Below are 25,280 nucleotides of genomic sequence, written 5' to 3' on the forward strand. Positions count from 1 at the left end.
GGGCGGCCTTTATAGCAAAAAAACTCGTCCGCGGGGGTAGTCTCGCTGTTTATCGCACGCCCGCCTCGCCCAGCAGCTGGCTCAGCACCGCACGCAGCTTGCCCGGCTTGACCGGCTTGTTGAGCAATGGCGCGCCCAGGCGCTGCATCGCACGGCGACTCTGGTCGCTGCGATCGGCGGTGATCATCACGGCGGGTATGGTCACCGCGAAATGCTCACGCAGGTCGCGCACCACTTCGCAGCCGGTCACCCCGTGGTCCAGGTGAAAGTCCGCCAGCACCAGTTCCGGCGCGCGCCCCTGCAACACCTGAAATGCCGTCTCGCGGTCGGTCGCGGTCAGCACCTCGCACCCCCACTGGGCCAGCAGGGCGGCCATGCTCTGCAGGATGCTCAGTTCGTTGTCCAGCACCAGCAGGCGGCGCCCCGGCAGCGGGTCGCCGACGCTCGGCAGCGGTGCTGGCGCCAGCACCGGCGGGCAACGACGTTCGGTGGAGAGCGGCACATCGATGCTGAACACCGAACCGCGCCCCGGCCAGGAGCGCACCCGTACCGGGTAATCGAGGATCCGCGCAATGCGCTCGACGATCGCCAGGCCCAGGCCCACCCCCTTGCGATCGGCGGCGCGGCCCACATCGAGCTGGTTGAATTCGAGAAAGATCGATTGCAGGCGCTGCGCAGCAATGCCGCGCCCGGTATCCCAGACCTCCAGGCGCAGGCAGTCGCCACGCCGCCGCGCCCCCAGCAGGATGCGCCCCTGTTCGGTGTAGCGGCAGGCGTTGCTGAGGAAGTTGCGCAGGATCCGCGTCAGCAGCCGCACATCGGTGCGGATCACCTGGCGCCCGCTGCGCAAACGCAGGCCCAGGCCCTCGGCAGCCGCCACCGGCTGGAACTCCGAGGCCAGCGGCGCCAGCACATCGTCCAGCAGGTACAGGTCAAGGTCAGGCTTGATTGCCGCCTGGTCGAGCCGGGAAATATCCAGCAGATCGCTCAACAGGTCTTCGGCACCTTCCAGCGCCTGGTGCGCGCGCTCCACCAGCAATTGCTCGGCCTGCGGCAACTGGCGCTCGCGCAGGGTCGAAATCAACAGGCGTGCAGCGTTGAGCGGTTGCAGCAGGTCGTGGCTGGCGGCGGCCAGGTACTTGTCCTTGCTGCGGTTGGCCGCCTGGGCCGCATCGCGTGCCTCCATCAACTGGCGGGTACGCTCGGCCACGCGCTGCTCCAGCTCGTCGTTGAGTTGCTGCAGACGCTCCTGCGCCAGCTTGCGCTCGGTGATGTCGGCGACGAACCCCTCGACCACACCCTCCTCGTCCGGGCGCAGCAACAGGTTCATCAGCACATCGATGCTGCTGCCGTCCTTGCGTCGCAGCTGGGTTTCGTAACCCAGCAGGGCCTGCTCGCGCTGCAGCACCTGGGCAATGTCCTGCAACTCGGCCTGGCCGCCCACGAACAGGTGGCTGGCCAGGTCACGCCGGGAAAACAGAACCGCCTGGGGGTCGGCATACCCCAGCATGCGCGCCAGCGCCGGGTTGGCGGCGCGCAGGCCATCGTCGAGGCTGGCCTGGAAGATGCCGTGCACCGCATGCTCGAACAGCCACGAATAGCGCTTGCGCTCGGTTTCCAGCTCGTCCAGGCGCGCCGCCAGTTCCGGGTAGTGGCTTTTGCGAACAGTGTGGTTGCTCAGCCCCAGCAGCCCGGCCAGCGCATTCGCGCCAGGCTCAGAGGGCCTCGCCATACACCACCTCGACATCACGCTGGCTCGAGGTCCGCGGGTTGGTGAGGATGCACGGGTCGTCCATCGCATGCTGCGACAGGAACGGAATGTCGCTGCTGCCCACCCCGTGCAAGGCCAGGGTTTCGTGAAAGCCCACGGCGTGCTTGAGCGCGATCAGGTGCTCGACCAGGCGCTGGCGGACCTGATTGTGGTTCAGCCCGCGGCAATCGATACCCAGGGTCTGCGCGATCAACTTGAAGCGATCGGGGGCGGCGCTGTAGTTGAAGGCCACCACATGCTCGACCAGCACCGCATTGCACAGACCGTGGGGCAGGTCGAGAAACCCGCCCAGGCTGTGGGACATGGCGTGCACCGCCCCGAGGATGGCATTGGAGAAGGCCAGCCCGGCCTGCATGCTGCCGAGCATGATCTTCTCGCGCAGGGCAATGTCCTGCGGGTTGGCGATCATCTGCACCAGGTTGCCGTTGATCAGGCGCATTGCCTCCAGGGCATGGGGGTCGGTCAGCGGCCCATGGCCGGTGGACACGAACGCCTCGATGGCATGCACCAGCGCGTCGATGCCGGTACAGGCCGACAGGAACGGGTCCATGCTCAGGGTGGTTTCAGGGTCGATCAGCGACACATCGGGTACCACCGCCTTGCTGACGATGGAGAACTTCATGCGTTCCTGCTGGTTGGAGATGATCACGAACTGCGACACGTCGGCCGAGGTGCCGGCGGTGGTCGGGATCAGGATCAGCGGCGGGCTCGGCACTCGGATGGTGTCGACCCCTTCGAACTCCAGGATGTGCCGGCCGTGGGCCGCCACGATGCCGATGCCCTTGGCGCAGTCCATCGGGCTGCCGCCGCCAACGGCCACGATCACGTCGCACTGTTCGCTGCGATAGCGCTCGGCGCCGGCCATGACCTCTTCGACCCGCGGGTTGGGCGACACGTCGCTGTACAGGCAGTAATCGATGCCCTGCGCCTGCAGGCTGGCCTCGATGTCGCCGACCCAGCCGGCGGCGATCACGCCAGGGTCACTGACCAGCAGTACCTTGCGCGCGCCGAAGGTCCTGGCGTAATTGGCCACATGGTGCCGACAGCCGGCACCGAAGATGATTTCCGGAGAGACGAATTTACGCAACTGGCTCAGGTTCGGGCTCATGCGACGCCTTCTTGTTCTTTTAAGGTAGCGCCAGCCTAAAGCATCAGGAGGGTTTTGCAATCAGACGATAGGGGGGATGCACAAGGCAGCGCCGGTGCCTTGGGGCACCGGCGCAAGAGGGATCAACGGCTGGCGAAGTACATGGTCACTTCAAAGCCGATACGCAGATCAGTGAACGCGGGTTTTTTCCACATAGGTCCATCCTCTTCTGGCACCACAGGATTGCGGTGCGTCTATTAATACACCGTTGCCGGCGCAGGTCGAATGCTACTTTGGAACAGATTTTCCCACAGCCATCGGGCGTCAGAAGAAGCCCAGCGGATTGATGTCGTAGCTCACCAGCAGGTTCTTGGTCTGCTGGTAGTGGTCGAGCATCATCTTGTGGGTTTCACGACCCACGCCGGACTTCTTGTACCCGCCGAACGCGGCGTGCGCCGGGTACAGGTGGTAGCAGTTGGTCCACACGCGCCCGGCCTTGATGCCACGGCCCATGCGGTAGGCACGGTTGATGTCGCGGGTCCACAGCCCGGCGCCCAGGCCGAACTCGGTGTCGTTGGCGATTGCCAGGGCCTCGGCCTCGTCCTTGAAGGTGGTCACGCCCACCACCGGGCCGAAGATCTCTTCCTGGAACACGCGCATCTTGTTGTGGCCCTTGAGCAGGGTCGGCTGGATGTAGTAACCGGTCGACAGGTCGCCGGCCAGGCGCTCGCTGGCGCCACCGGTCAGTACCTGCGCGCCCTCTTCGCGGGCGATGTCCAGGTACGAGAGGATCTTGTCGTACTGCTGCTCGGACGCCTGGGCACCAACCATGGTTTCGGTGTCCAGCGGGTTGCCACGCTTGATCTGGGCGATCTTCTTCATCACCACGGCCATGAACGGCTCGTAGATCGATTCCTGTATCACCGCACGCGATGGGCAGGTGCACACTTCGCCCTGGTTGAAGAACGCCAGCACCAGACCTTCGGCGGCCTTCTCGATGAAACTCGGCTCGGCCTGCATGATGTCTTCGAAGAAGATGTTCGGCGACTTGCCGCCCAGTTCCACGGTGCTGGGGATGATGTTCTCGGCAGCGCACTTCATGATGTGCGAGCCCACCGGGGTGGAACCGGTGAAGGCGATCTTGGCGATGCGCTTGCTGGTGGCCAGCGCTTCACCGGCCTCGCGTCCGAAGCCCTGCACGATGTTGAGCACGCCCGGCGGCAGCAGGTCGCCCACCAGCTCGGCGAACACGGTGATCGACAGTGGGGTCTGTTCAGCCGGCTTGAGCACCACGCAGTTGCCGGCGGCCAGGGCCGGGGCGAGCTTCCAGGCGGCCATCAGCAGCGGGAAGTTCCATGGAATGATCTGCCCGACCACGCCCAGCGGTTCATGGAAGTGGTAGGCGGCGGTGTTTTCGTTGATCTCGGCGGCGCTGCCTTCCTGGGCACGGATGCAGCCGGCGAAGTAACGGAAATGATCGGCGGCCAGCGGCACGTCGGCATTCAGGGTTTCGCGAATGGCCTTGCCGTTGTCCCAGGTTTCGGCAATGGCCAGCACTTCGAGGTTCTGCTCGATACGGTCGGCAATCTTGAGCAGGATGCGCGAGCGGTCCTGCACGCTGGTACGGCCCCAGGCATCGGCAGCGGCATGGGCGGCGTCCAGGGCGCGCTCGACGTCTTCGGCGCTGGAACGTGGAAATTCGGCGATGACCTGGGCGTTCACCGGCGAGCTGTTGGTGAAGTACTGGCCGTTCAGCGGGGCAACGAACTCGCCGCCGATGTAGTTGCCGTAACGCGGTTTGAAGTTGACAAGGGCGCCTTCGGTGCCGGGAGCTGCATAGATCATGTTCGGGCCTCTGTTGATCCGGGCCTGTCATGACGACAGGCGGTGTACGGATCTTAGGCAGCCCGGGGCGGCTGACGAATCGCCCTTTGGCAGAGGACAACTCGTCATTTGGTAGTAGGCGCGGGCGCCGCTACAGGTCCAGGAACAGCGCCCGGGCCGAGCGGCTGTCGATCTGGCTGCGGTAGATCTGGATCACGCGCTCATTGTCGGCGTCTGCCGGCAACTGGTACTGCCCCCCCTCGAACCGCTGTGCGGCGGTTTTCAGATGCGCCGCGGTGTACAGCCCAGGCTCTGCGTCCAGGGTCGCGTAATGAAAGTGCGCCACCCACAGCAACTGCCCCGCCTTGTCGTGGATTTCGTACTCCTGAAGGAAATCCTGGGCATGACCCTTGCGTTTTCGCGTGGGCTTGCGCGGCTGGAGCCTGTGCAGGCTGACCTCGCCCTGGGCCTTGAGGTAGGCCACCCGACTGACCGTCGGCAACTGTGCCAGGGTCATCTGCACACGCAGACGCCGCCCTTCATCACGCAGGTGCTTGGCCTGCTCGAGCAGGGCCTTGGCTTGGAGCGCCGCATCCTGGCCGGCAGCAGACCGGTCGGTGTCGTTGCCGGCAGTCAATGCCTGTTCGATCTGCCGGGCCAGCTCGTCAAGCGGGCGCGCCTGGTGCGTCAGGATTTCTTCCATCTCCACCGGAAGCATGGCGGTCCTGGCCTGGGCGACGGCGCGCCTGAGCTGCTGCGCCGAGTCGTTCAGCAACCGCGTGGAGCGCTCCAGCAAGCCCGGCAACTGTGCCTGGGTGGCGCGCGCAGGTGCTGGGCGGGGGCGCTCCACCGGCTGCCAGATACCGGCCTCGGCGGTTTCCTCGTAGCGGGCCAGCTCGCGCTGTTCCACCGGGTCGATCACCACCACCACGTCGCTGTCGGCCCCTGCCAGCCGACGCTGCTGGCCCACCACCACGCCGCGGTTGCGGGTGCGTATCAACGTGCGCGAGCGGCTGCCTGAGGCCGGTGGCGCCGAAGGTTGGCGTGGCAGGTCGCGAATCAGCCCGGCCAGTCGCTTCTGGGCAGCATCATGCAGGGCCTGCAGCACCTGCTGGTACTCCTCCACCTGTGCCGCCCCCTGCAAAACCGCGCTGGAGGCCTTGTACAGCTGGGTGCCCTGCAGTGCACTGGCATAGTGGCGCACACTGCTGTCGAGCATCTGCACCCGCTCCTGATCGGTGAACGCCCCGCCCATCTCGAGCTCCAGTTGCAAGCCCAATCGGGCAGACAACACCGTCTCGTAGATACCCTCGCCCCCGGCGTGCCCGCGGTCTGCCTGCAGCACCAACACCCCCAGCATGTTGATCTGGGACGAACGCCAGGCCTGGACTGACAGCTCTTCACCGCGCATCGCCTCGATCCTGCTTGCCTGGGCCGGGCCGCCGGGCAGGATCTGGCGCAGCTGCCCGGTCAGGCGATCGAGGGCCTGATAGCAGTCGATGATCTGCTCGGTCAGGGTCTTGGCCCCTTCGAGCAGCACCACCAGTTGCCGATAGGTGGGCGAAGTGCCTTCCAGCACCAGTTCGCGCAGACGGTCCTGACCCTGGCCGCCGCGAAGGTTGTTTATGCCGTCCTTGTTATGCATGAACAGGCTTCGCAAGGCGTACAGCAACTGCACGGTAATGCTGGACTCCTCGAACAGGTAGTTGCCCTGCTGGGCGCGAAAGTTTGCCAGGGTTTTAAGCTGGTTCAGTTGCGCATGGCTTTCCCGCGCCTTGGCCAGCCCCTGCCCGTGCCGTCGCAGGTCATCCACATAGCGCTGCAATCGCTCGGCCGAGGGCTGCGGCTCCTGTTTCACCACCTCGTCCAGATCGCGCTTGAGCTGCAAGGCGCTGGCCTGGCGCACCGGCTGGTAGTCGTCCAGTTCCTTCTGCAGAACCTCCACGCGAGCCTGGTTGGCCAGACGCAACTGCTGGATGCGCCGATTCAGCGGCATGCCGCCACGCAAGCGCAAGCCCAGGTCGAATTGCCAGCTGCCATCGGCGGCGTGCCGCAGCCAGGGCCCGGGAGGCTGTTGCGCGTCGCGGATTCGCAGGCCGGCATCCTCCTCCACCACGGGGTAGACCTGCCCGCTGACACCCACCCACAGACGGTCCTCATGCAGGTACAACCCCTGCCAGGGCCCGTGGCTGATCGGTGCTCCCAGCCCCTCGCGGCCCTGCACGCGCTGCAGGGGCACCAGCCGCGCGCGCTGTTCGCCGTTCAGTCGGTCCGCCGCCGCTGCCCAGCTGAAATCCAGGCTGTCCAGCGCCTGGCCCGAGGGCGAAGCAAGGGCATGGCCGAACTCGGGCTCCAGCACCTGGGCCAGCGGCGACTCGCCCCTCTGCGCAGGGGTTGAGAGCTTGAGCCGGGTGGTGTCGGTCCTGCTCGCCAGCAACGTCAGCGCCAGGTTGAACAACCATCCCGCCAGCTGCCCGTCACCCTCGCTCTGGTGTTGCTGCAAGGTATCGCGCAGGCCTGCCGTCAGTTGCACCAGCCAGCCGGCCACCGCAACCGGGCCATTGCACAGTGGCAACAGCGTGTTGAACATCAGCCAGCCCAGTTCGGCATAGGCCGCCCAGCGCTGTTCGCTGGATGACTGCGAGCCGGCCCGGGCACGGGCCACCAGTTCCTGGGCGCAGCTACGGTACAGATGCACCAGCGGGTCGCCGTCGATCAGCGCGTCGCTGAACGACGCCGGGGCCGGCACCTGAAGGGGAGCGAAGTCCGAGCCGGGCAGAAAGCGCACCGTATGCGGCTGCTCCAGCCCGCCACGCGCGTACACCGGCTGTGCCTTGGCAGGCAGCCGCGCCAGCAGATCGTCGTGCAGCGCGCCGGGCTCGCACAACCGCTCGAACAGGGCCTGGCGCGAGCTGAACTCCTGCAGCGGCTCGCGGTGCAGTGGGCGATACAGCAGGCACGGCCCCTGGCGCGGGTCGCGACCCTCGACCAGGTACGCATTGAGCGCGACATCAGGGTGTGCACCCGCCTCGCGCAACAGGCCCAACGGACGCAGCACCGCGTCGGTTTCCTCGCCACGGCACAGTGCCGTGACACGCCGGGCACTCAGTGCACTGACCCCTTCGCGTTGACGCAGGCAATACTCCAGCACCAGCATCGGCAGTTGTTCGCGCAACTGATCGACGAACAGCTGCTGGCGACTGGCCGACTGCACAGGGTCATCCAGCAGGCTGTGCTGCAACAGGTCCGGGTAGGTCTGGCCCACGTCCAGGCGGGTGACCTGGGCCTTGATGAATGCAAGATCCAGCCATGTCGGCAGCACTGCGCCGCTGCGGCTGCGCAAGGTGACGCTGCCTGCCCTGAGCAGCCCCAGGTTGCCCACCGCCAGTTGGGCCAGGTTCAGCGTCACCTCGCGAATGCTGCCCGCCGGGGCAAAATCCCCCCCACTGCCGCCGGCGCCGGCAATCACCTGGCGGTTGACCAGCTCGACATCCTCCAGCTCGGCACGGGTAAATCCCGGGTGCCCGGCATGCACCGCCGCCTGCCACTGGGCCCAGGCGTACTCCGGCATGCCCGGCAGGTCATGCAGGAACGACTGCCCGCCACTGCGCTGCTGCGCCCGCGCCAGGCGCACCAGCATCTCGGTGTACTGCAGGCGCGGCGCCTCGTCAGCGTCGCGCAACCACGTCGGCAACAGCCCGCGCAGGCTGGCCAGGGTCTGGCGCTCGCTCACATCGCACACCTGCACCAGCGAGGTGGCTTCGTCCAGGCGCGCGACCAGCGTCTGCACCGGGTCGACCTGCGAATCGAGAGGTGCTGCGGCGATGGCATCGATCAGGCGCAATTGCTGTTCGAACAACAACCGCGCCTGGGCCTGGAAAATCGACAGTTCGGTCTGGTACAGGTTGAGCTTGAAGGTGCCCGAAGCCTGCGCGCCCCAGCCCCTGGCCAATGCCTCCAGCAGTGCCTGGCGCGAATCGAAGCGATACAGCCCACCCGCCAGGGTGTAGAGCACCACGACAGTGCGCAACTGGCCGAGCACCTGGCGCTCGATCAGCACCGCGCTGGCCAGTTCAGGGTCCAGCCCGCCACCGGGTTCGGCATCCAGGCACAGCAGCGACACGCGTACATCCGCGCCGTTGCCGAACTGCGCGCGCTGCGTCGCCCGTGGATAGATGCCGACCATCGTCGCCGTGGCCAGCTCCAGCCCGTCCAGCACGCCAGCCCCTCGGGCCAGTTCGCAGGCGCTGGAAAAACGGCTTTTGAGGTAATCGGCCAGCCAGTCCCAGCGCGCGGTCTGGCCCGGCTCGGCCTGGCCCCAGTAACAGCTGAGCACACGCTTGTATTCATCGAGCAGCAACGGCCCGCATTCATTGAGCAGGGTTTCGACCGCGTGCAGGTCGACATCGGCGGCCTGCGGATACTCGGCGCCGCGCTGCAGGGTGAGGTAGTCCAGCCCGCTGGCCAGGTTGAGGCAGGTGCGTTCGCAATAGCGCCGTATCAGGGCATCGGCCAGCGAATCGAGCCGCGCGCCCTGCCCCGGCCGCCCCCTGACCAGGGTCAAGGCCGATGGCGCCGGGCCCTTGATCCCGCGCACCTGCCATTGCTGCGCGCACACCTGCGCAGCCACGGCGTGCAACGAGGGCCGGGTGACCATCTGGCGGCCGATGGGGCCGCACAGCGAAGCGTGTGTGGCCAACTGCCCGAAAAGCGTATCTGCTGCATCCATGATGCGACTTCCTTGTGAGTAAAGAAGCCGCAGTACAGCGTCACGCCCTGCCGGGCAGGTGGTAGATGTTGCTCAGCGGTCCTTGAACTGGGCCTCGCGCTTGGCGATGAACGCCGCCATGCCTTCCTTCTGGTCTTCGGTGGCAAACGCGGCATGGAACACCCGGCGCTCGAAACGCACGCCTTCGGACAGGCTCACCTCGAAAGCACGGTTGATGCTCTCCTTGACCATCATCGCCACCGGCACCGACTTGCTGGCGATCTGTGCCGCCACCTTGAGGGCCTCCTCGAGCAGCTGCTCCTTGGGCACGATACGCGCCACCACGCCGGCACGCTCGGCCTCCTCGGCCCCCATCATGCGCCCGCTCAGGCACAGCTCCATGGCCTTGGCCTTGCCCACCGCGCGGGTCAGGCGCTGGGTGCCGCCCATGCCCGGCAACACGCCCAGGTTGATTTCAGGCTGACCGAACTTGGCATTGTCGGCGGCCAGGATGAAGTCGCACATCAGTGCCAGCTCGCAGCCACCGCCCAGGGCGAAGCCGGACACCGCGGCGATGATCGGCTTGCGGCGGTTGGCGATGCGGTCGCTGTCGCTGAACAGGTCGTCGATGTAGATCTGCGGGTAGCTCAGCTCGGCCATTTCCTTGATATCGGCACCGGCGGCGAAGGCTTTCTCCGAACCGGTCAGCACCACGCAGCCGATGTTCGGGTCGGCTTCGAGCTGGTCCAGCGCCTGGTTCAGCTCGCGCACGATCTGCGCGTTGAGGGCGTTGAGCGCCTGGGGGCGGTTGAGGGTGATCAGGCCGACCTTGCCACGGATGTCCAACAGAATGGTTTCGAAACTCATGCAAGCTGCTCCCTTCAAAGATTGCGCGCAATGACCATGCGCTGAATGTCGCTGGTGCCTTCGTAGATCTGGCAAACCCGCACGTCACGGTAGATCCGCTCCAGCGGGAAGTCGCTCAGATAGCCATAACCGCCCAGGGTCTGCAAGGCATCGGAACAGACCTTTTCGGCCATTTCCGAAGCAAACAGCTTGGCCATCGAGGCCTCCACCAGCGCCGGGCGCCCGGCATCACGCAAGGCGGCGGCATGATGCACCATCTGCCGGGCCACGGCGATGCGCGTGGCCATGTCGGCCAGGCGAAACGCCACCGCCTGGTGTTCGATCAGGGGCTTGCCGAAGCTCTCGCGTTCGCGCGCATAGTCACGTGCCACCTCGAACGCGGCCCGCGCCATGCCCACCGATTGCGCGGCAATACCGATGCGCCCGCCTTCCAGGTTGGCCAGGGCGATCCGGTACCCCTCGCCCTCCTCGCCCAGGCGATTGGCCAGCGGCACACGCACGTTCTCGAAGACGATCTGGCAGGTATCGGAGGCATGCTGGCCGAGCTTGTCCTCCACCCGCGCCACCTGGTAGCCAGGCGAGTCGGTGGGCACGATAAAGGCACTGATGCCGCGCTTGCCGGCTGCCGGGTCGGTCACCGCGAACACGATCACCACGCCGGCATTCTGCCCCGAGGTGATGAACTGCTTGCAGCCGTTGAGCACATAGTGATCGCCCTCGAGGCGCGCACGGGTTTTCAGGCTGCTGGCATCGGAGCCCGCCTGGGGCTCGGTCAGGGCAAAGGCACCGAGCATCGCGCCCGTGGCCAGCGGCGTCAGAAACTGCTGCTTCTGCTGCTCGCTGCCGAACTTGAGGATCGGCACGCAGCCCACCGAGTTGTGCACGCTCATGATGGTCGAGCAGGCACCATCGCCGGCGGCGATTTCCTCCAGGGCCATGGCGTAGGCGACATAGCCGGTGTCGCTGCCGCCCCACTGCTCCGGCACCAGCATGCCGAACAGGCCCAGCTCGGCCATCTGCTCGATAGCCTCCCGTGGGAAGCGGTGCTCGCGGTCCCACTGCTCGGCAAAGGGCCGCAGGCGCTCCTGGGCAAACTGGCGAACGGCGTCGCTGATCTGCTGTTGTTCATCGTTGACTAGCATGGTGCACCTCAGTCCAGACACTCGACAGCCATGGCCGTGGCTTCGCCACCGCCGATGCAGATGGCCGCGATGCCGCGGCGCAGGCCCTTCTGGCGCAGCGCGGCAAGCAGGGTCACCAGAATACGCGCGCCCGATGCGCCGATGGGGTGGCCCAGGGCGCAGGCGCCGCCGTGGATGTTGACCTTGTCGTGGGGCAGGTCCAGCTGCTTCATCGCCGCCAGGGTGACCACCGCGAACGCCTCGTTGATTTCGAACAGGTCGACCTCGGCCAGGCTCCAGCCGGTGCGCTTGAGCAGCGCATCGATGGCGCCGATCGGCGCGGTGGGGAACAGTGCAGGCTCGTCGGCGAACGCCGCATGCCCGTGGATCACCGCCAGTGGCTTGAGGCCGCGCTGCTCGGCCTGGGACCTGCGCATCAGCACCAGCGCCGCCGCACCGTCGGAAATCGAGCTGGAGTTGGCTGCCGTGACCGTACCGCCTTCGCGAAACGCCGGCCTGAGCTGCGCGATCTTGTCCAGGCGGGCCTTGGGCGGCTGTTCGTCGTGGCTGACCAGGCGGGTCTGCCTGCCCTCGGTCACCTCCACCGGCACGATCTCGGCGGCAAAGCTGCCGTTCTCGATCGCCTGTTGCGCACGGGTCAGCGAGGCAATCGCAAAGTCGTCCTGAGCCTGGCGGCTGAAGCCCTGGGCCTGGGCGCAGTCCTCGGCAAAGGTGCCCATCAGGCGACCCTTGTCGTAGGCATCTTCCAGACCGTCGAAAAACATGTGGTCGATGACCTTGCCGTGCCCCATGCGGTAGCCGCTGCGCGCCTTGTCCAACAGGTACGGGGCGTTGGACATGCTCTCCATGCCGCCGGCCACCACCACCTCGGCGGTACCGGCCAGCAGCAGGTCATGGGCCATGATCGCGGCTTGCATGCCCGAGCCGCACATCTTGTTCAGGGTGGTGCAGGTGGTGCCCTTGTCCAGGCCGGCCCCCAGGGCCGCCTGGCGTGCCGGGGCCTGGCCGAGACCGGCCGGCAGCACGCAGCCGAACAGCACCTGGTCGACGCTGTCGGCAGCCACGCCCGCACGCTCGACGGCTGCGCGAATGGCGGCAGCGCCCAGTTGCGGTGCAGTCAGGCTTTTGAGATCGCCCTGCAGGCCGCCCATGGGCGTGCGCACGGCGCTGACGATTACGATGGGATCATGGGACATGCTCATGCGGTTCTCCTGAATTACTTGGCAGCCATGCGCAAGGCACCGTCGAGGCGGATCACCTCGCCGTTGAGCATGCTGTTTTCAATGATGTGACGCGCCAGCGCCGCGTACTCCTGCGGGCGGCCCAGACGCGGCGGGAACGGCACGCCGGCCGCCAGCGAGTCGCGTACTTCCTGGGTCATGCCGGCCATCATCGGGGTTTCGAAGATGCCCGGCGCGATGGTCATCACGCGGATACCGAAGCGCGCCAGTTCGCGGGCGGCCGGCAGGGTCAGGCTGGCAATCGCGCCCTTGGAGGCAGCGTAGGCCGCCTGGCCGATCTGCCCGTCATAGGCGGCGATGGAGGCGGTACTGATGATCACCCCGCGCTCGCCGTCGGCGTCGGCACCGCCTTCGGCCATGGCCGCTGCCACCAGGCGCAGCAGGTTGAAGCTGCCGATCAGGTTGACGTTGATCACCCGGCTGAAGCTGTCCAGGCCGTGCGGCCCCTGCCTGCCCAGGACCTTCTCGGCGCCGACGATGCCGGCACAGTTGACCAGCCCGTGGAGGCTGCCAAAGGCGCTGACGGCCGCGTCCACGGCGGCCTTGGCCGGGGCCTCCTGACTGATGTCGGCCACGGCGAAACGGGCCTTGTCACCCAGGGCTTGCGCCTTGGCTGCAACGGCCTCGGCGTTAAGGTCCACCAGCATCACCTGGGCACCGGCGCCGATCAGCATCTCGGCGGTGGCGGCGCCCAGCCCGGAGGCGGCGCCGCTGACGATGAAGTTCTTGTTGGCAATTTGCATAAGGGGTCCTCAGGCGCTGGCGACGGGCGCCGGCGCGGTGTGTTGTTTGGCTATTTCCTGATTGCGCAGGATGAAACGCTGCAGCTTGCCGCTCGGGGTCTTGGGCAGCTCGCCGACAAATTCGATTTCGCGCGGGTAGGCATGTGCATAAAGGCGCTGGCGCACATGCTGGCGCAGGTTTTCGGCCAGCTCCGGCGTGCCCTCCACGCCGCTGGCCAGCACCACGAACGCCTTGATCAGTTCGGTGCGCTCCGGGTCCGGCTTGCCGACCACGGCGGCCTCGATCACCGCCGGGTGCTCGATCAGCGCGCTTTCCACATCGAACGGCCCGACCCGATACCCGGAGGTGGTGATCACGTCGTCGCTGCGCCCGACAAAGCTGATGCTGCCGTCCTGGTTCAGCTCCACCGTGTCGCCGCTGAGGTAGTACTTGCCGACGAAGGCCTTGGTCTGGACCCCGTGGTAGCCACCGAACCAGCACAGCGGTGACTGCTCGCGGTCCACCGCGAGGATGCCGGGCTGGCCGGGCGGCAGTTCGTGCTGCTGTTCATCAAGCACAACGATGCGATGACCCGGGATGGCAAAGCCGGCCGAGCCCAGGTGCACCGGGTGACGCAGGCCGTGGTGGTTGCACAGCACCATGCCCAGTTCGGTCTGGCCATAGTGATCGTGGATGGGCACCTGCAGGTGTTCGGCGAACCAGCGGATCACCTCCGGGTTGAGCGGTTCGCCGGCGCTGCTGACCACCCGCAGGCGGCCCTTGATCGGCTCGGCGAAGGCCTGGCCGGCAGCGATCAGCATGCGATAGGCCGTGGGCGACCCGGCCAGGTTGGTGATGGCGTACTTGTCGATCACCCGGCAGGTACTTTCGACACTGAACGGGCCGTCGAAGAAGGTGGTGGCCTGGCCCAGCGCCAGCGGCCCGGTGACGGCGTAGTACAGGCCGTAGGCCCAGCCGGGGTCGGCCAGGTTCCAGAAGTTGTCTTCGGGGCGCAGGTCGATGGCGTCGCGCATGTAGCCCTGAAACGCCACGATGGCCCGCAACGGCACCTCCAGCGGCTTGGCCGGGCCGGTGGTGCCGGAGGTGAACATCAGCAGGAAGGGGGCCTCCCCGGACAACAGCACAGGCGCGCAGTCGGCGCTGGCAGCGTCGAGGGCAGTGTGAAAATCCAGGTCGCCGCTGCCGGCCTGGGCATCGACGGTAATGATCCGCGCACAGCCCTCGACCTCGTCGAGCTTCGGGCGGTTGGTGCGGTCGGTGACCACCACGCGGGCGCCGGAACTGTGCAGGCGGTGCTCGATGGCCTTGGGCCCGAAGGCAGTGAACAGGGGCTGGTAGACCGCCCCCAGTCGCCAGGTGGCGAGCACCGTGACCAGCAGCTCGACGGTGCGCGGCAGCAGCCCCGCCACCCGGTCGCCCGGCCCCACGCCTTGCGCCTTGAGCACATTGGCCAGGCGTGCGGCGCGCTGCTGCAGGTCGGCAAAGGTGTACTGCGCGCAGGCCCCGTCGTGGCGCTCCCAGTACAAGGCCACGCCGCCCTCGGCGGCGTGCCGGTCGCAACACTCGACGCAGGCGTTGAGCGCACCCAGGTTGCCCGCCAGCACGGCATCGGCAGTGTGCAGGTAATCGAAAGCACGCTGCGCGTCGTGGTAATCACGCATTGCCAGACTCCTCGTTTCTTATTGTTGGAATAGAACGAATGATCTGACGATAGTCGCGCCACCAGCGCGCAGCGACAATGGCCAAAGCTGTCAATCTGGATGACTGGTTTGGCCACTGCCTGCACAGCCCCCGGGGCTAGCCCGCAGGCGGCGCGGCAGCCTCCAGCGCCGCCTGGGTCAGGCGCAATGCCAGCGCCTGCACTGCCGCCTCGCGTTCGCTGCGCAATGCGTTCATTCGCGTCAGGTACACCCCTTCCTGCAGCGTGCCCTGTTGCGCGGCCAGCACCTCGAGTCGATCCCAGAACGGTTGTTCGACCTGCTCGAACTCGCCTTCGTGAGCCTGGCGCAGGTAGGCCAGCCAGAAATCCCGGCCGCTGATGAACGTTGCCAGCTGGTCGGTCTGCTCGGCAGCCAGCACGACCCGCTGGGCCTCGTGTATCTGTGCCGGGGCCACGGCGGCCACTTCGGCGAACTGCATGTTGCGCGGTTGCCCGGGCAGGTCCAGTGCAGCGGCCAGACGGGTGCGATAGGCCAGGCTCACCTCGACCTCGTCCACCCCACGCGCCTCCTGCGTCCTGGCCTGGATGTCGGCACGCGCGAACTGTTCGACCTGTTCAAGACGAAACAGACGCCGCGCAAAGGCGAGCAACGCTTCGCCCTGCTGCTCGTTCGGGCTGTCTGCGCGCACGGTCTGAAACAGCAAATACCGCACTTCGAGCGCACTGTAGGTGGACGACACGCTGTCCACGCACGTGGTCGGGCTGGCCGCCAGCTCGAACAGTTCCTCGCGCAGCGCCGTGTGCTGCGCCATCGCCTCGAGCATGCGCCACACGCGCTGGTCCAGTTCGGCCCGGGTATGCTGGAAATCCGCCGACCCGGTCAGTTCGGTCAGCAACTGGAAGAAGTCTGCGGCGCCAGGCTCTGCAATCAGGCTGTCCCAGTAACGGCTGCGCACATCCAGCTGCGCCTCGTTCGCCAGCTCCAGCCACAGTGCGCGGGCTTGCGCAGTCGTTTCAGCACGTACCATGACACCGGCCGCAGCCTCCACCACGGGCAGCAACTGCTGCAGATCGTTGATGCGGTCCCAGGTGGCCTGCGGCAGGGGGTTACGCTGGAGCAGGTAGATGTTCAGCGACTCGGGCACGAAGAACGTCTCCGGCAACTGGGTGATGAGGTTGTCGCGCAAGTCGACCACATCCAGAAACGGACATTCGAGCAACCCGGTCGGGAACAGCTGCAGGCGCGTACTGCGCAACCACACGTGGCGCAAGTTGTACATGCCGGCCATGTTCGGCAGGATCTCGATGGGATTGTTGTCCAGGTTCAGCACTTCAAGCCGATGCAGGGACGCAAGGGTATTGACCCCGGTGTTGCGCAGGTTGATCTGGTTGAGGTTCAGGTTCACCTCACGCAACCAGTTCATGCCGTTCAAGGCAGGCGGTATGCGCCCGAAGCGGTTGTTGGCCAGGTTGAGCCAGCGCACGCCGACAAAGCGTTGCAGGAAGCTGTTCGACAGCTCGGTCAGGCCCATGCCCACCAGGCTCAGGTCTATCACGTGGGAAAAATCGATACCGGCCCCCAGCGGCGGCAGATGCCCCACCGGCATCGCCACCAGGTTCAGGCGATAGCCGATCAGCGTGCCACCCCCATTGGTCACGCGATCGGTCTGTCGTCGCCAGCACCGGCGCAGCTCATCGGCCACCAGGCGTCGCCACTCGCGGGACTGGCCAAAGACCTCCCGACACCACAGCTGCAGGCTCGCATCGAGGCGCTGGTACTGGTCCAGCAGGCGCATCAGTGCCGTCATCGGTTCAACCGAGCCCCCCTGCAGTTCGGTCAGAAGCACATCGATCTGGAGTTGGTCATAGCCCGGGAACAGTACACGCACCACACTGACCAGGGACCGTCGTGTCGCACTGCCCCGGCCACTGAGCGGATACCCGATGCGACCGTCGGGCAAGCGCTGGGGCGGGCTGAAGCGCCCGGCCGAGCGCGCCTGCCCGATCAGTTGCGCGGCCTCGGAGGGATTGGCCAGGGCCCGCGCAGCCAGGGCCTCGCGCATTTGTGCCGCGCTGTCATGACGCGTCCAGCCCAGGGCGCGACGCTGCTCGCGCGTCAGGCAGCAGGCAATCGCCTCGAACAGCCCCTGGGGCGCCGGGATCTCGTCGTCGAGCTCGTAGCCTTCAGTGTCGTACACCGAAAACTGCCCGTCGCGACGCACCAGCACGCGGGTCTGGCGGGTATCGCTGAGTGACAACTGGCGCTCGATCACCCGCCCGCTGGACGAACCTTCGCGCAGCTCCAGGTTCAGCCCGTCGGGCCAGGCCGGCATGCGTCGCAGCAAGCCGAAGGCCAGGCCCACGCTGTCGTCACTGTGCACGTTCTGCAGGCACAACCCTTCCAGCGCCCTGCTCAATCGCGCCTCACGCAAGGTGTGGCGTGCCTGCTCGGCGACCGCCAGCGGAATGCGGCGAGTCTGATCCATCATCTGGCGCTGCGTGGCATCGGCCTGCTCTGCCAGCGCCTGGGCATAGCGTCGCGCCAGCCCGGGGAAGTCACGTTGCAACAGGCTCACACGGCTATCGGCAGCGGTCAGCGTGGCCGCCTCAAGGTGCTCGAACAGTTCGAAGCGCAAGCGCGGCATCTGCTCCCAGATGTGATCGAGCTCCGAGTCCTGCCCCGCGTCTTCGACACCCTGCAGATGCTCCCTGCAGAAGGCATGGAGCACAGGGTCCAGGCCCTGGGCATCGGTTTGCCGGTGCAGGCGCTCGAAGAATGTCGAGATGCGCGTATCGATACCGAAGCGGACCAGGGTATCGCGCAGGCGAACCGGCATGCCCCGGTTCTCCACGTGCAGGCCGCGCAAACGCGCCTCGTCCATACCGGCAATCACCATGACCTGGTCGATCTGCGCATCGCTCAGCCCTTCGGCCAGCGGGCCCAGGCGCCGCACCAGCAGGGCATTGCCCGCCCACTGCAGCGCATGCTCGCCAGGCAGGCGCCAGGCGCCTTCGCCATTGGTTTCCAGGCCGGGCGAGTAGGCTTCGGCATGCTGCGGGTGCACCATAACCCAGCGCCCATCGCGCTGCTGAACCTGATAGGTCTGCCCTTCATGCCTGAGCCACAGCGCGCCTGCATCCTCATACAAGCCATCGCTGCGCGGCACCAGGGTTTCAGGCAAAGGGTGGGCATGACGGTAGCTTGCCAGGTCTTCGTTCCACAGCCTGTATTGGCCCGTGCTGCGCACTATCGGCATGAGGCCGTCGACGAAGGCCGAACGTTTGGCCACCGCCACCAGGCCCGCCACACCCGCCCCTGTTGCAACGCTGGCCAGCACGTTTTCGGCCACGCCGGTCAGATGCGCCAGGGCCTCCTTGCGCTGGCCCTTGCTCCAGTCGACGGCGCCCTCGTAGACCTCGCCCAGCAACTGCCCGACGCTACTGAGCAGCATGATCTGGCCAACCCCGGGGACGAACGAGGCCGCTATGCCGAGCAGGGTTTCACCTGCGGCCAGGTAGGCCTCGCGACGTGCTTCGGCCAGCGCATCGTCGACCCTGGCCGTAGGCACGGCAAGCACCGCTGCGTCGGCCTTGAGCCGGGCGATACGCCATTGCGCAAGGCTGGCGAACAACTCTCCGGCCAGCGGGTAATCGAGCAGTTCCAGGTCCGGGCGCGCCGCGTCTCGCTGCGCCTGCCACGCCGCGCCGAAAGCTGCACGCTCCTGCAGGCTGATCAGGCTCTGGAAGTAGCTCAGGTAATCAGCCGATTTCAAGGCCAGGCCCAGATCGGTTGCACAGGCATACCAGGTCGGATACTGACGCAGCGGGCGCTGCGGATCGCCAGGCAGAAACACCACCACCTGGCGCACCAGGCCGGCCTCGGTCCAGCGTATCGCCCCCTCCAGGGGTTCGCCACGGGCCAGAAAGGCGACCGCGCCCTGTACCTGCTGCCCCAGCACCTCGATGCTGCGCACCCTTACCGGGTGCTCGGCGTATGTCACCTGGCTCGCCCCGTCGACCACCTGGCGCAGCATGCGGTAGGCCACCTCGTCGATGTCCTTTTTCAGGTAGCCGACCTGGGCGGCCACATCCAGCTGATCGCGCTGTTCGCGGGCCAGCAGCGCATGGCGCTGGCGCTTGAGTGCGTCATCCGGCGGGTCGAGCACACTGTCCAGATGAGCCTGATACTTCTGGCCCAGGTCCAGCGTGCGGCACAGGCCGGCAAACCGCTCGGGCGCGACGCCCAGTGCCTGACCCGCAGACACGATCGCCGTGCCGCGAAAGAATCCCCAGTAGCCGCCGGCAGTCTCGCTGAAGTTCTGCAGGGCACGCTGCAACAGCGGGCTCTGGATCTCGATCGCCTCCAGATAAGGCATGGGCGTGACCGAAAGCCCCGGGCGGTACTGACGCAGGCGCACTTCCTTCCAGTGCGCCGCACGCGTGTCCAGTTGCAGCCCCAGGGTGTCGCGCAAGGCCTTGTCCAGCAGGGGCGCAGCGAACACGTCGGGCGACTGCAGGAGCTGGAACAACTCGGTCAACGCTTCAAGCGACGCCTGATGCCGGATCAATGCAGCGCTCACTGCGCGCGCCTGGTCCCTGGATGCCGTGCGCAGCCAACCCGGCAGGCGTTCGGAGATGAATTGATCGAGAATGGTGGGATCGTCTGTGGTGCCGGTGGTTTTGCGGGTGCTCGAGGTCGGGCTCATGGCGCCTGCTCCATCAAGGGGTGGGCACCCAGACTAGGAACAGCCCCGCCGGCAAGGGAGCGGGAAGGCTTGCCTCGCGGCCTCAGCCCGAACCCAGCACGAGGCTGCGGTAATGCCCGGGGTTGCACCCCGACCACTTGCGAAAGGCCTTGTAGAACGAACTGGTGTCGGCAAACCCCAGGCGTTCGGCGATCTCCACGTAGCTGACCTGCGCATCGGCCAGCCAGCCGATGGCCAGCTCGCGGCGCACGCTGTCCTTGAGGGCCTGGTAGGTCTGGCCCTGCTCGGCCAGGCGTCGGCGCAGGGTGGAGGCCGACAGGCACAGCTGCTGGGCCAGTGCCTCGGCATCCGGCCACTGGCTGGCGGGCAACTGGCGCAGGTCGTCGCGGATACGCCGCGCCAGGCTGGTGGGGTCGCGGTACTTCACCAGAATGTTGGCCGGCGCCTCGGCCAGAAAACGCTGCAGCTCTTCGGGTGTGCGCCTGAGCGGCAGGTCCAGGCAATCGGCAGCGAAAATCAGCCGCGTGCGTGGGCGCTCGAACTGCAGGTTCTGTGAAAACATCACCCGGTAGTCATCGCAGTAGTCCGGCTCGGCGCAGCGCAATTCGATGGCCAGAATCGGAATGCGCCGACCCGCCAGCCAGCAGGCCACACCATGCACGATCATCCAGAAGGTGAAATAGGTGAAGGGTCGGCGCGGCGCCTCGGCGGGTTCGCCGATCACGATTTCAGCCAGGCTTTGCTGGCGCACCAGCACCGGGTGCAGGTGCTCGAGCATCAGCGACAGAAACCCCAGCGCGCACTCCAGCCCCGCGCCCAGGGTCGGCTGGGCCATGGACGAGCGGCAGATGAACGCCAGGCTGCCGCTGCGCAGCCCGCGCGGGTCCATGCAGAAGAACTCGTCGTTGCAGCGACGCGCCAGCAGCCGCCACAGCCGGGCATAGGCACTGGCCGGCACGCGGGCCTGGGGCTGCTCCAGTTGCTGCGGGTCGATCCCCACCCGCTGCAGCAACGCCGCAGCCGCCGCGCCGGGTGCGCTGCTTTGCAACAGGGCCTCGCGCACCAGTTGCATGGAGATGGTGTCTTTCTCCTTCATCGACCCTCACTCGTGTTGCAGGTGGTGTGTGCCGGCCATCTTAGGGGGCCGACGGCAAAACGCCAACGCCGTGTCATGCCGGTGACGCCGGGCCGAGAAAGGCCTGGATCAGGCGCAACTCGCGGCGCCGCTCCAGGCAACCGAGCATGTGCTGGTTGACCAGCCCTGGCCCCTCTATGGGCCGGGCCACCACCCGCGGATCGTGGCTGGTCTCCATCGAAGAGACGATACCCAGCCCCAGCTGCGCGGCCACCGCCTCGGTCACCGCTTCGCGGCTGTCGAGCTCCAGCAGCACCCGTGGCTGCACCCCGGCCCGGGCACAGGCCTGGTCGAAGGTGCGCCGGGTGATCGAGCCGGGTTCGCGCAGCACCATGATCTGCTGGTCCAGTTCGGCAAGGGGCAACTCGGGGCGGCTGGCCCAGCGATGGCCGGCCGGCAGCAAGGCACAGATACGCGACGGGCCCAGGGCCTGCAGGTGCAGGCCCTTGCGCGGTTCGACCTCGGTCAGCACGGCCACGTCGGCATGCTCGGACAGCAGCGCCGCCAGGGTTTCCTGGGCATTGCCCAGGCGCAGGTTGACCGTGATGCCGGGGTAGCGCACGCGCAGTTGGGCCAGCATCGGCATGACCTGGTGTGGCCCGTCGGCGGCAACTTCCAGGCGCCCGGTAAGCAACTGGCGGTTGGCTTCGAGCATCACCTGCGCCTCCTCGGCCAGGCCGAACATCGCGCGGGTGATGGCGGCCAGGCGGGTGCCCTCCTCGGTCAGCTCCACACGCCGCGCAGTGCGCCGCAGCAGGGTGATCTGGTAATGCTCCTCGAGTGCCTTGATGTGCCCGGTGACCGCTGGCTGGCTGATGAACAGGCGCGCGGCAGCGCGAGTAAAGCTGCCCTCGCGGGCCACCGCATCGAAAGCGCGAAGCTGGAACAGGTTCATATCTATCGGCCTGACTTATGGTTGGCATAACGACAAACAATTTGATTGATGAAGCGCGCAATTGCAACGTAGGCACCGTAGTTTCAGCCCACCGCTTGCGAGGAGCATCGCCATGACCCACACCCCCGTCCTGCTGACGCCGGGCCCCCTGACCACCTCGGCACGCACGCGGCAGGCGATGATGCTCGACTGGGGCTCATGGGACCGCGAATTCAACACCTTGACCGCCAACCTATGCCAGCAGTTGCTGAGCATCGTCAATGGCCACGCCAGCCACCACTGCGTGCCCCTGCAAGGCAGCGGCACCTTCGCCGTGGAGGCGGCCATCGGCACGCTGGTGCCCCGTGACGGCAAGGTGCTGGTGCTGGTCAACGGCGCCTATGGCCAGCGCCTGGCCAGGATCTGCCAGGTGCTGGGCCGCGCATTCACCACCTTCGAGACCGCCGAAGACCAGCCCACCACCGCCGCCGATGTCCAACGCCTGATCCGCGCCGATGCCAGCATTACCCACGTGGCGCTGATTCACTGCGAAACCAGTACCGGCATCCTCAACCCGCTGGCGCAGATCGCCCAGGTCGTCGCCGAGCACGGCAAGCGCCTGATCATCGACGCCATGAGCTCGTTCGGCGCCCTGCCGATCGACGCGGCCCAGGTGCCTTTCGACGCCCTGATCGCGGCGTCCGGCAAGTGCCTCGAAGGCGTACCGGGCATGGGCTTCGTGTTCACCGACAAGGCCGCACTGGCTGGCGCCGAGGGCAACTCGCCGTCGCTGGCCTTGGACCTGCATGACCAGCATGCCTACATGGCCCGCACCGGCCAGTGGCGCTTCACCCCGCCCACCCACGTGGTGGCGGCGCTGCACGAGGCGCTGCTGCAGTACCACGAGCAAGGCGGCCTGGCGGCGCGCCACCAGCGCTATGCAAGCAACTGCAAGACCCTGCTCGACGGCATGGCGGCCATCGGCTTGCGCAGCTTTCTGCCCGCCGCCATCCAGGCCCCGATCATCGTCACCTTCCACGCCCCGCGTGACCCGCGCTACCAGTTCGCGGACTTCTACGAACGGGTCAAGGCCAAGGGGTTCATCCTCTATCCCGGCAAGCTGACCCAGGTCGAGACATTCCGCGTGGGCTGCATCGGCTGCGTCGGCCCCCACGAGATGCGCGCCGCGGTCCAGGCCGTGGCCGATGCGCTGCGGGAAATGGAAGTGCTGCACATCTGATTCCGTTTTATCCCCCTTTTCTGCGGTATACCGAACAAGGAACGCAATGATGAACTACAGCAACCCCACAAAACTGCAAGCGGCCATTCTCGACTGGGCCGGAACCGTGGTCGACTTTGGCTCGTTCGCCCCCACGCAGATCTTCGTCGAGGCCTTTGCCGAATTCGATGTACAGGTGTCCATCGAGGAGGCCCGCGGCCCCATGGGCATGGGCAAGTGGGACCATATCCGCACGCTGTGCGACCAGCCGCAGATTGCCGAGCGCTATCGCGCGGTGTTCGGCCGCGTGCCGAGCGATGATGACGTGACGGCGCTCTACAACCGCTTCATGCCGCTGCAGATCGAAAAGATCGCCACCCATTCGGCGCTGATCCCCGGCGCACTGCAGACCATCAGCGCCCTGCGCCGGCAGGGCCTGAAGATCGGTTCGTGCTCCGGCTATCCGAAGGTGGTGATGGACAAGGTAGTGGAACTGGCTGGGCACAATGGCTATGTGGCCGACCATGTGGTGGCCACCGACCAGACCCCCAACGGTCGCCCGTGGCCGGCCCAGGCGCTGGCCAACGTGATTGCGCTGGGTATCGACGATGTGGCGGCGTGCGTGAAGGTGGACGACACCGTACCGGGCATTCTGGAAGGGCGTCGTGCCGGCATGTGGACCGTGGCGCTGGTGTGCTCGGGCAACGCGCTGGGGCTGACCCATGAAGGTTACCTGGCACTGGATGCCGAGCAACTGGCCAGCGAGCGTGCGCGCATTCATGCGCTGTTCGAAGGGTCACGCCCGCACTACCTGATCGACACCATCAATGACCTGCCGCAGGTGGTGGAGGATATCAATCGGCGTTTGGCGCAGGGTGAGATGCCGCAGGGGGTATAGACCGCGTTGGGCTTTCGCCGGCAAGTCCGGCTCCTGCAATCGGCAAGGCGGCTCCTGCAGGCCAGGAGCCGCCCTCGCCAGCCAAGGGCGCGCCTGGGCCCTATGCCAGGTGCCGCGCCACCCACGCCGCATAACTGTCGATGAAGCTCTGCAGAAACGGCCGGGTCTTCTCCGAAAGCTTGCCATGCTCGTCGAACAGCGTCGCCGCCCCACCCACATAGGCCTCTGGCTGCTGCATGCAGGGCACATCGAGAAACACCAGGGACTGGCGCAGGTGGTGGTTGGCACCAAAGCCCCCCACCGCCCCCGGCGACACACTGATCACCGCCCCCGGCTTCTTGCTGAACACACTCTGCCCATACGGGCGCGAGCCGACGTCGATGGCGTTCTTGAGCACTCCGGGCACCGAGCGGTTGTACTCGGGGGTCACGAACAGCACCGCGTCGCTGGCACGCACCTTGTCGCGAAAGGCCTTGTAGGCTGCCGGTGGGTCGGTGTCGATATCCTCGTTGTACAAAGCCAGCTCGCCAATTTCGACGATACCCAGCTTGAGGCTGGCCGGTGCCAGCTCTGCAAGCGCCCTGGCGACCTTGCGGTTGATCGACTCCTTGCGCAAGCTGCCTACCAACACCGCAACCGAATAGACCTGGCTCATGACCACGCTCCAACCTGATCGACATAGAGAAGTGGTAGTTATAGACGCTACGGCGCGGCCCACAGGTTTTTTTCCAGGGGGACTAAACTTCCCAGGCAAAACAGTGGTCTATGGCCCATAGAGAACATTTCAGAGGGCACACGCCAAATGACAGCAGTACTGGTCGGACAATTTCATGCTCGGGATGCTGAAGGACGCATCTACCCCGTTCATGAATTTCAGGAAGCCACCCTGCAGGCCGATGGAAGTGCCGACTCCTTGCCGATCACCAGCTATCGCCTGGCCATCGGCGATCGGGTCAACCACCTGGGCGAGGATCGCTTCGAGCTGGTACAGAGCGGCGTGGAGATCACCCGTATCCCCTGACGCACCGCGCGGCCCGAGCAATCCGGCCGCGCCCTTTGCTTCAGGCAAACAAAAAGGGCGACCCTTGCGGGTCGCCCTTTTTGTGTTACCGCCAGCAGGGGCGGTGATGTTTGGTAGGCACAATTGGATTCGAACCAACGACCCCCACCATGTCAAGGTGGTGCTCTAACCAACTGAGCTATGTGCCTGCTGCGGGGCGCATTCTACTCAGGTTCAAGCCCCCTCGTAAAGCGAAATGTACAAAAAAATCAGCAGCTTTGCCGCGCCCATGAAAATAGCCCAAACGAAAAAGGCGACCCTCTCGGATCGCCTTTTTCGTGTACCGCCAGCAGGGGCGGTGATGTTTGGTAGGCACAATTGGATTCGAACCAACGACCCCCACC

Annotated in this window: 17 protein-coding genes and 1 tRNA gene; 3 read left to right on the forward strand and 15 right to left on the reverse strand. The window is 66.3% G+C overall.

Features of this window, described 5'->3' with window-relative positions; translation table 11 throughout:
- Window positions 1-49: 49 nt before the first annotated feature.
- The 13 genes from CR917_RS01245 to CR917_RS01305 all read right to left on the reverse strand — a co-directional run bounded on the left by CR917_RS01245 (window position 50) and on the right by CR917_RS01305 (window position 21,780).
- Window positions 50-1,732, reverse strand: coding sequence for a NahK/ErcS family hybrid sensor histidine kinase/response regulator (locus CR917_RS01245; RefSeq protein WP_054915724.1), 1,683 nt, complete (start codon window positions 1,730-1,732; stop codon window positions 50-52).
- Window positions 1,716-2,879, reverse strand: coding sequence for an alcohol dehydrogenase-like regulatory protein ErcA (gene ercA, locus CR917_RS01250; protein ID WP_043860111.1), 1,164 nt, complete (start codon window positions 2,877-2,879; stop codon window positions 1,716-1,718). The genes CR917_RS01245 and ercA overlap by 17 nt, the downstream gene beginning before the upstream one ends.
- 122 nt (window positions 2,880-3,001) lie before the next feature.
- Window positions 3,002-3,073 carry a pyrroloquinoline quinone precursor peptide PqqA gene (gene pqqA / locus CR917_RS01255; RefSeq protein ID WP_020289857.1) on the reverse strand — a complete coding sequence of 24 codons (72 nt, stop codon included), beginning with the start codon at window positions 3,071-3,073 and terminating at the stop codon, window positions 3,002-3,004.
- Window positions 3,074-3,182: 109 nt separating this feature from the next.
- Window positions 3,183-4,703 (reverse strand): aldehyde dehydrogenase family protein, encoded by a 1,521-nt coding sequence (locus tag CR917_RS01260; protein WP_043860112.1) that lies wholly within the window; start codon window positions 4,701-4,703, stop codon window positions 3,183-3,185.
- Between the two features lie 130 nt (window positions 4,704-4,833).
- A complete protein-coding gene (locus tag CR917_RS01265) occupies window positions 4,834-9,411 on the reverse strand; it encodes a hypothetical protein (protein ID WP_104571786.1) in 4,578 nt (1,525 codons plus the stop codon).
- Between the two features lie 72 nt (window positions 9,412-9,483).
- The gene (locus CR917_RS01270) at window positions 9,484-10,257 is read right to left on the reverse strand and encodes an enoyl-CoA hydratase (protein ID WP_043860114.1); all 774 of its coding nucleotides are present in this window, start codon (window positions 10,255-10,257) and stop codon (window positions 9,484-9,486) included.
- Between the two features lie 14 nt (window positions 10,258-10,271).
- The gene (locus tag CR917_RS01275; RefSeq protein WP_043860115.1) at window positions 10,272-11,399 is read right to left on the reverse strand and encodes an acyl-CoA dehydrogenase; all 1,128 of its coding nucleotides are present in this window, start codon (window positions 11,397-11,399) and stop codon (window positions 10,272-10,274) included.
- Window positions 11,400-11,407: 8 nt separating this feature from the next.
- Window positions 11,408-12,601 (reverse strand): acetyl-CoA C-acyltransferase, encoded by a 1,194-nt coding sequence (locus CR917_RS01280; RefSeq protein ID WP_058541898.1) that lies wholly within the window; start codon window positions 12,599-12,601, stop codon window positions 11,408-11,410.
- 14 nt (window positions 12,602-12,615) lie between these two features.
- Window positions 12,616-13,383 carry an SDR family NAD(P)-dependent oxidoreductase gene (locus CR917_RS01285; RefSeq protein WP_104571787.1) on the reverse strand — a complete coding sequence of 256 codons (768 nt, stop codon included), beginning with the start codon at window positions 13,381-13,383 and terminating at the stop codon, window positions 12,616-12,618.
- 9 nt (window positions 13,384-13,392) lie between these two features.
- On the reverse strand, window positions 13,393-15,045 hold the full coding sequence (locus CR917_RS01290; RefSeq protein ID WP_054915718.1) for an AMP-binding protein: 1,653 nt from the start codon (window positions 15,043-15,045) through the stop codon (window positions 13,393-13,395).
- Window positions 15,046-15,181: 136 nt separating this feature from the next.
- Window positions 15,182-19,750, reverse strand: a complete 4,569-nt coding sequence (locus CR917_RS01295) for an NEL-type E3 ubiquitin ligase domain-containing protein (protein ID WP_104571788.1) — start codon at window positions 19,748-19,750, stop codon at window positions 15,182-15,184.
- Between the two features lie 82 nt (window positions 19,751-19,832).
- Complete coding sequence (locus CR917_RS01300) at window positions 19,833-20,846, reverse strand: AraC family transcriptional regulator (protein WP_043859675.1); 1,014 nt, start codon at window positions 20,844-20,846, stop codon at window positions 19,833-19,835.
- A 73-nt stretch (window positions 20,847-20,919) separates the two neighbouring features.
- The gene (locus CR917_RS01305; RefSeq protein WP_104571789.1) at window positions 20,920-21,780 is read right to left on the reverse strand and encodes a LysR substrate-binding domain-containing protein; all 861 of its coding nucleotides are present in this window, start codon (window positions 21,778-21,780) and stop codon (window positions 20,920-20,922) included.
- Window positions 21,781-21,892: 112 nt separating this feature from the next.
- Here CR917_RS01305 and CR917_RS01310 point away from each other — a divergent pair, with 112 nt between their 5' ends.
- The gene (locus tag CR917_RS01310) at window positions 21,893-22,999 is read left to right on the forward strand and encodes a 2-aminoethylphosphonate--pyruvate transaminase (RefSeq protein WP_078480504.1); all 1,107 of its coding nucleotides are present in this window, start codon (window positions 21,893-21,895) and stop codon (window positions 22,997-22,999) included.
- A gap of 49 nt (window positions 23,000-23,048) precedes the next feature.
- Window positions 23,049-23,876, forward strand: a complete 828-nt coding sequence (phnX, locus tag CR917_RS01315) for a phosphonoacetaldehyde hydrolase (protein ID WP_100634742.1) — start codon at window positions 23,049-23,051, stop codon at window positions 23,874-23,876.
- Between the two features lie 100 nt (window positions 23,877-23,976).
- On the opposite strand, the gene CR917_RS01320 is transcribed toward phnX, so the two are convergent.
- A complete protein-coding gene (locus tag CR917_RS01320) occupies window positions 23,977-24,531 on the reverse strand; it encodes an NADPH-dependent FMN reductase (protein ID WP_043859679.1) in 555 nt (184 codons plus the stop codon).
- 147 nt (window positions 24,532-24,678) lie between these two features.
- Here CR917_RS01320 and CR917_RS01325 point away from each other — a divergent pair, with 147 nt between their 5' ends.
- The gene (locus CR917_RS01325) at window positions 24,679-24,897 is read left to right on the forward strand and encodes a hypothetical protein (RefSeq protein ID WP_043859680.1); all 219 of its coding nucleotides are present in this window, start codon (window positions 24,679-24,681) and stop codon (window positions 24,895-24,897) included.
- Window positions 24,898-25,008: 111 nt separating this feature from the next.
- On the opposite strand, the gene CR917_RS01330 is transcribed toward CR917_RS01325, so the two are convergent.
- Window positions 25,009-25,085 (reverse strand) — tRNA-Val (locus CR917_RS01330).
- Window positions 25,086-25,280: the final 195 nt, after the last annotated feature.

Source organism: Pseudomonas sp. BRM28 (assembly GCF_002939405.1).
Taxonomy (GTDB): Bacteria; Pseudomonadota; Gammaproteobacteria; order Pseudomonadales; family Pseudomonadaceae; genus Aquipseudomonas; species Aquipseudomonas palmensis.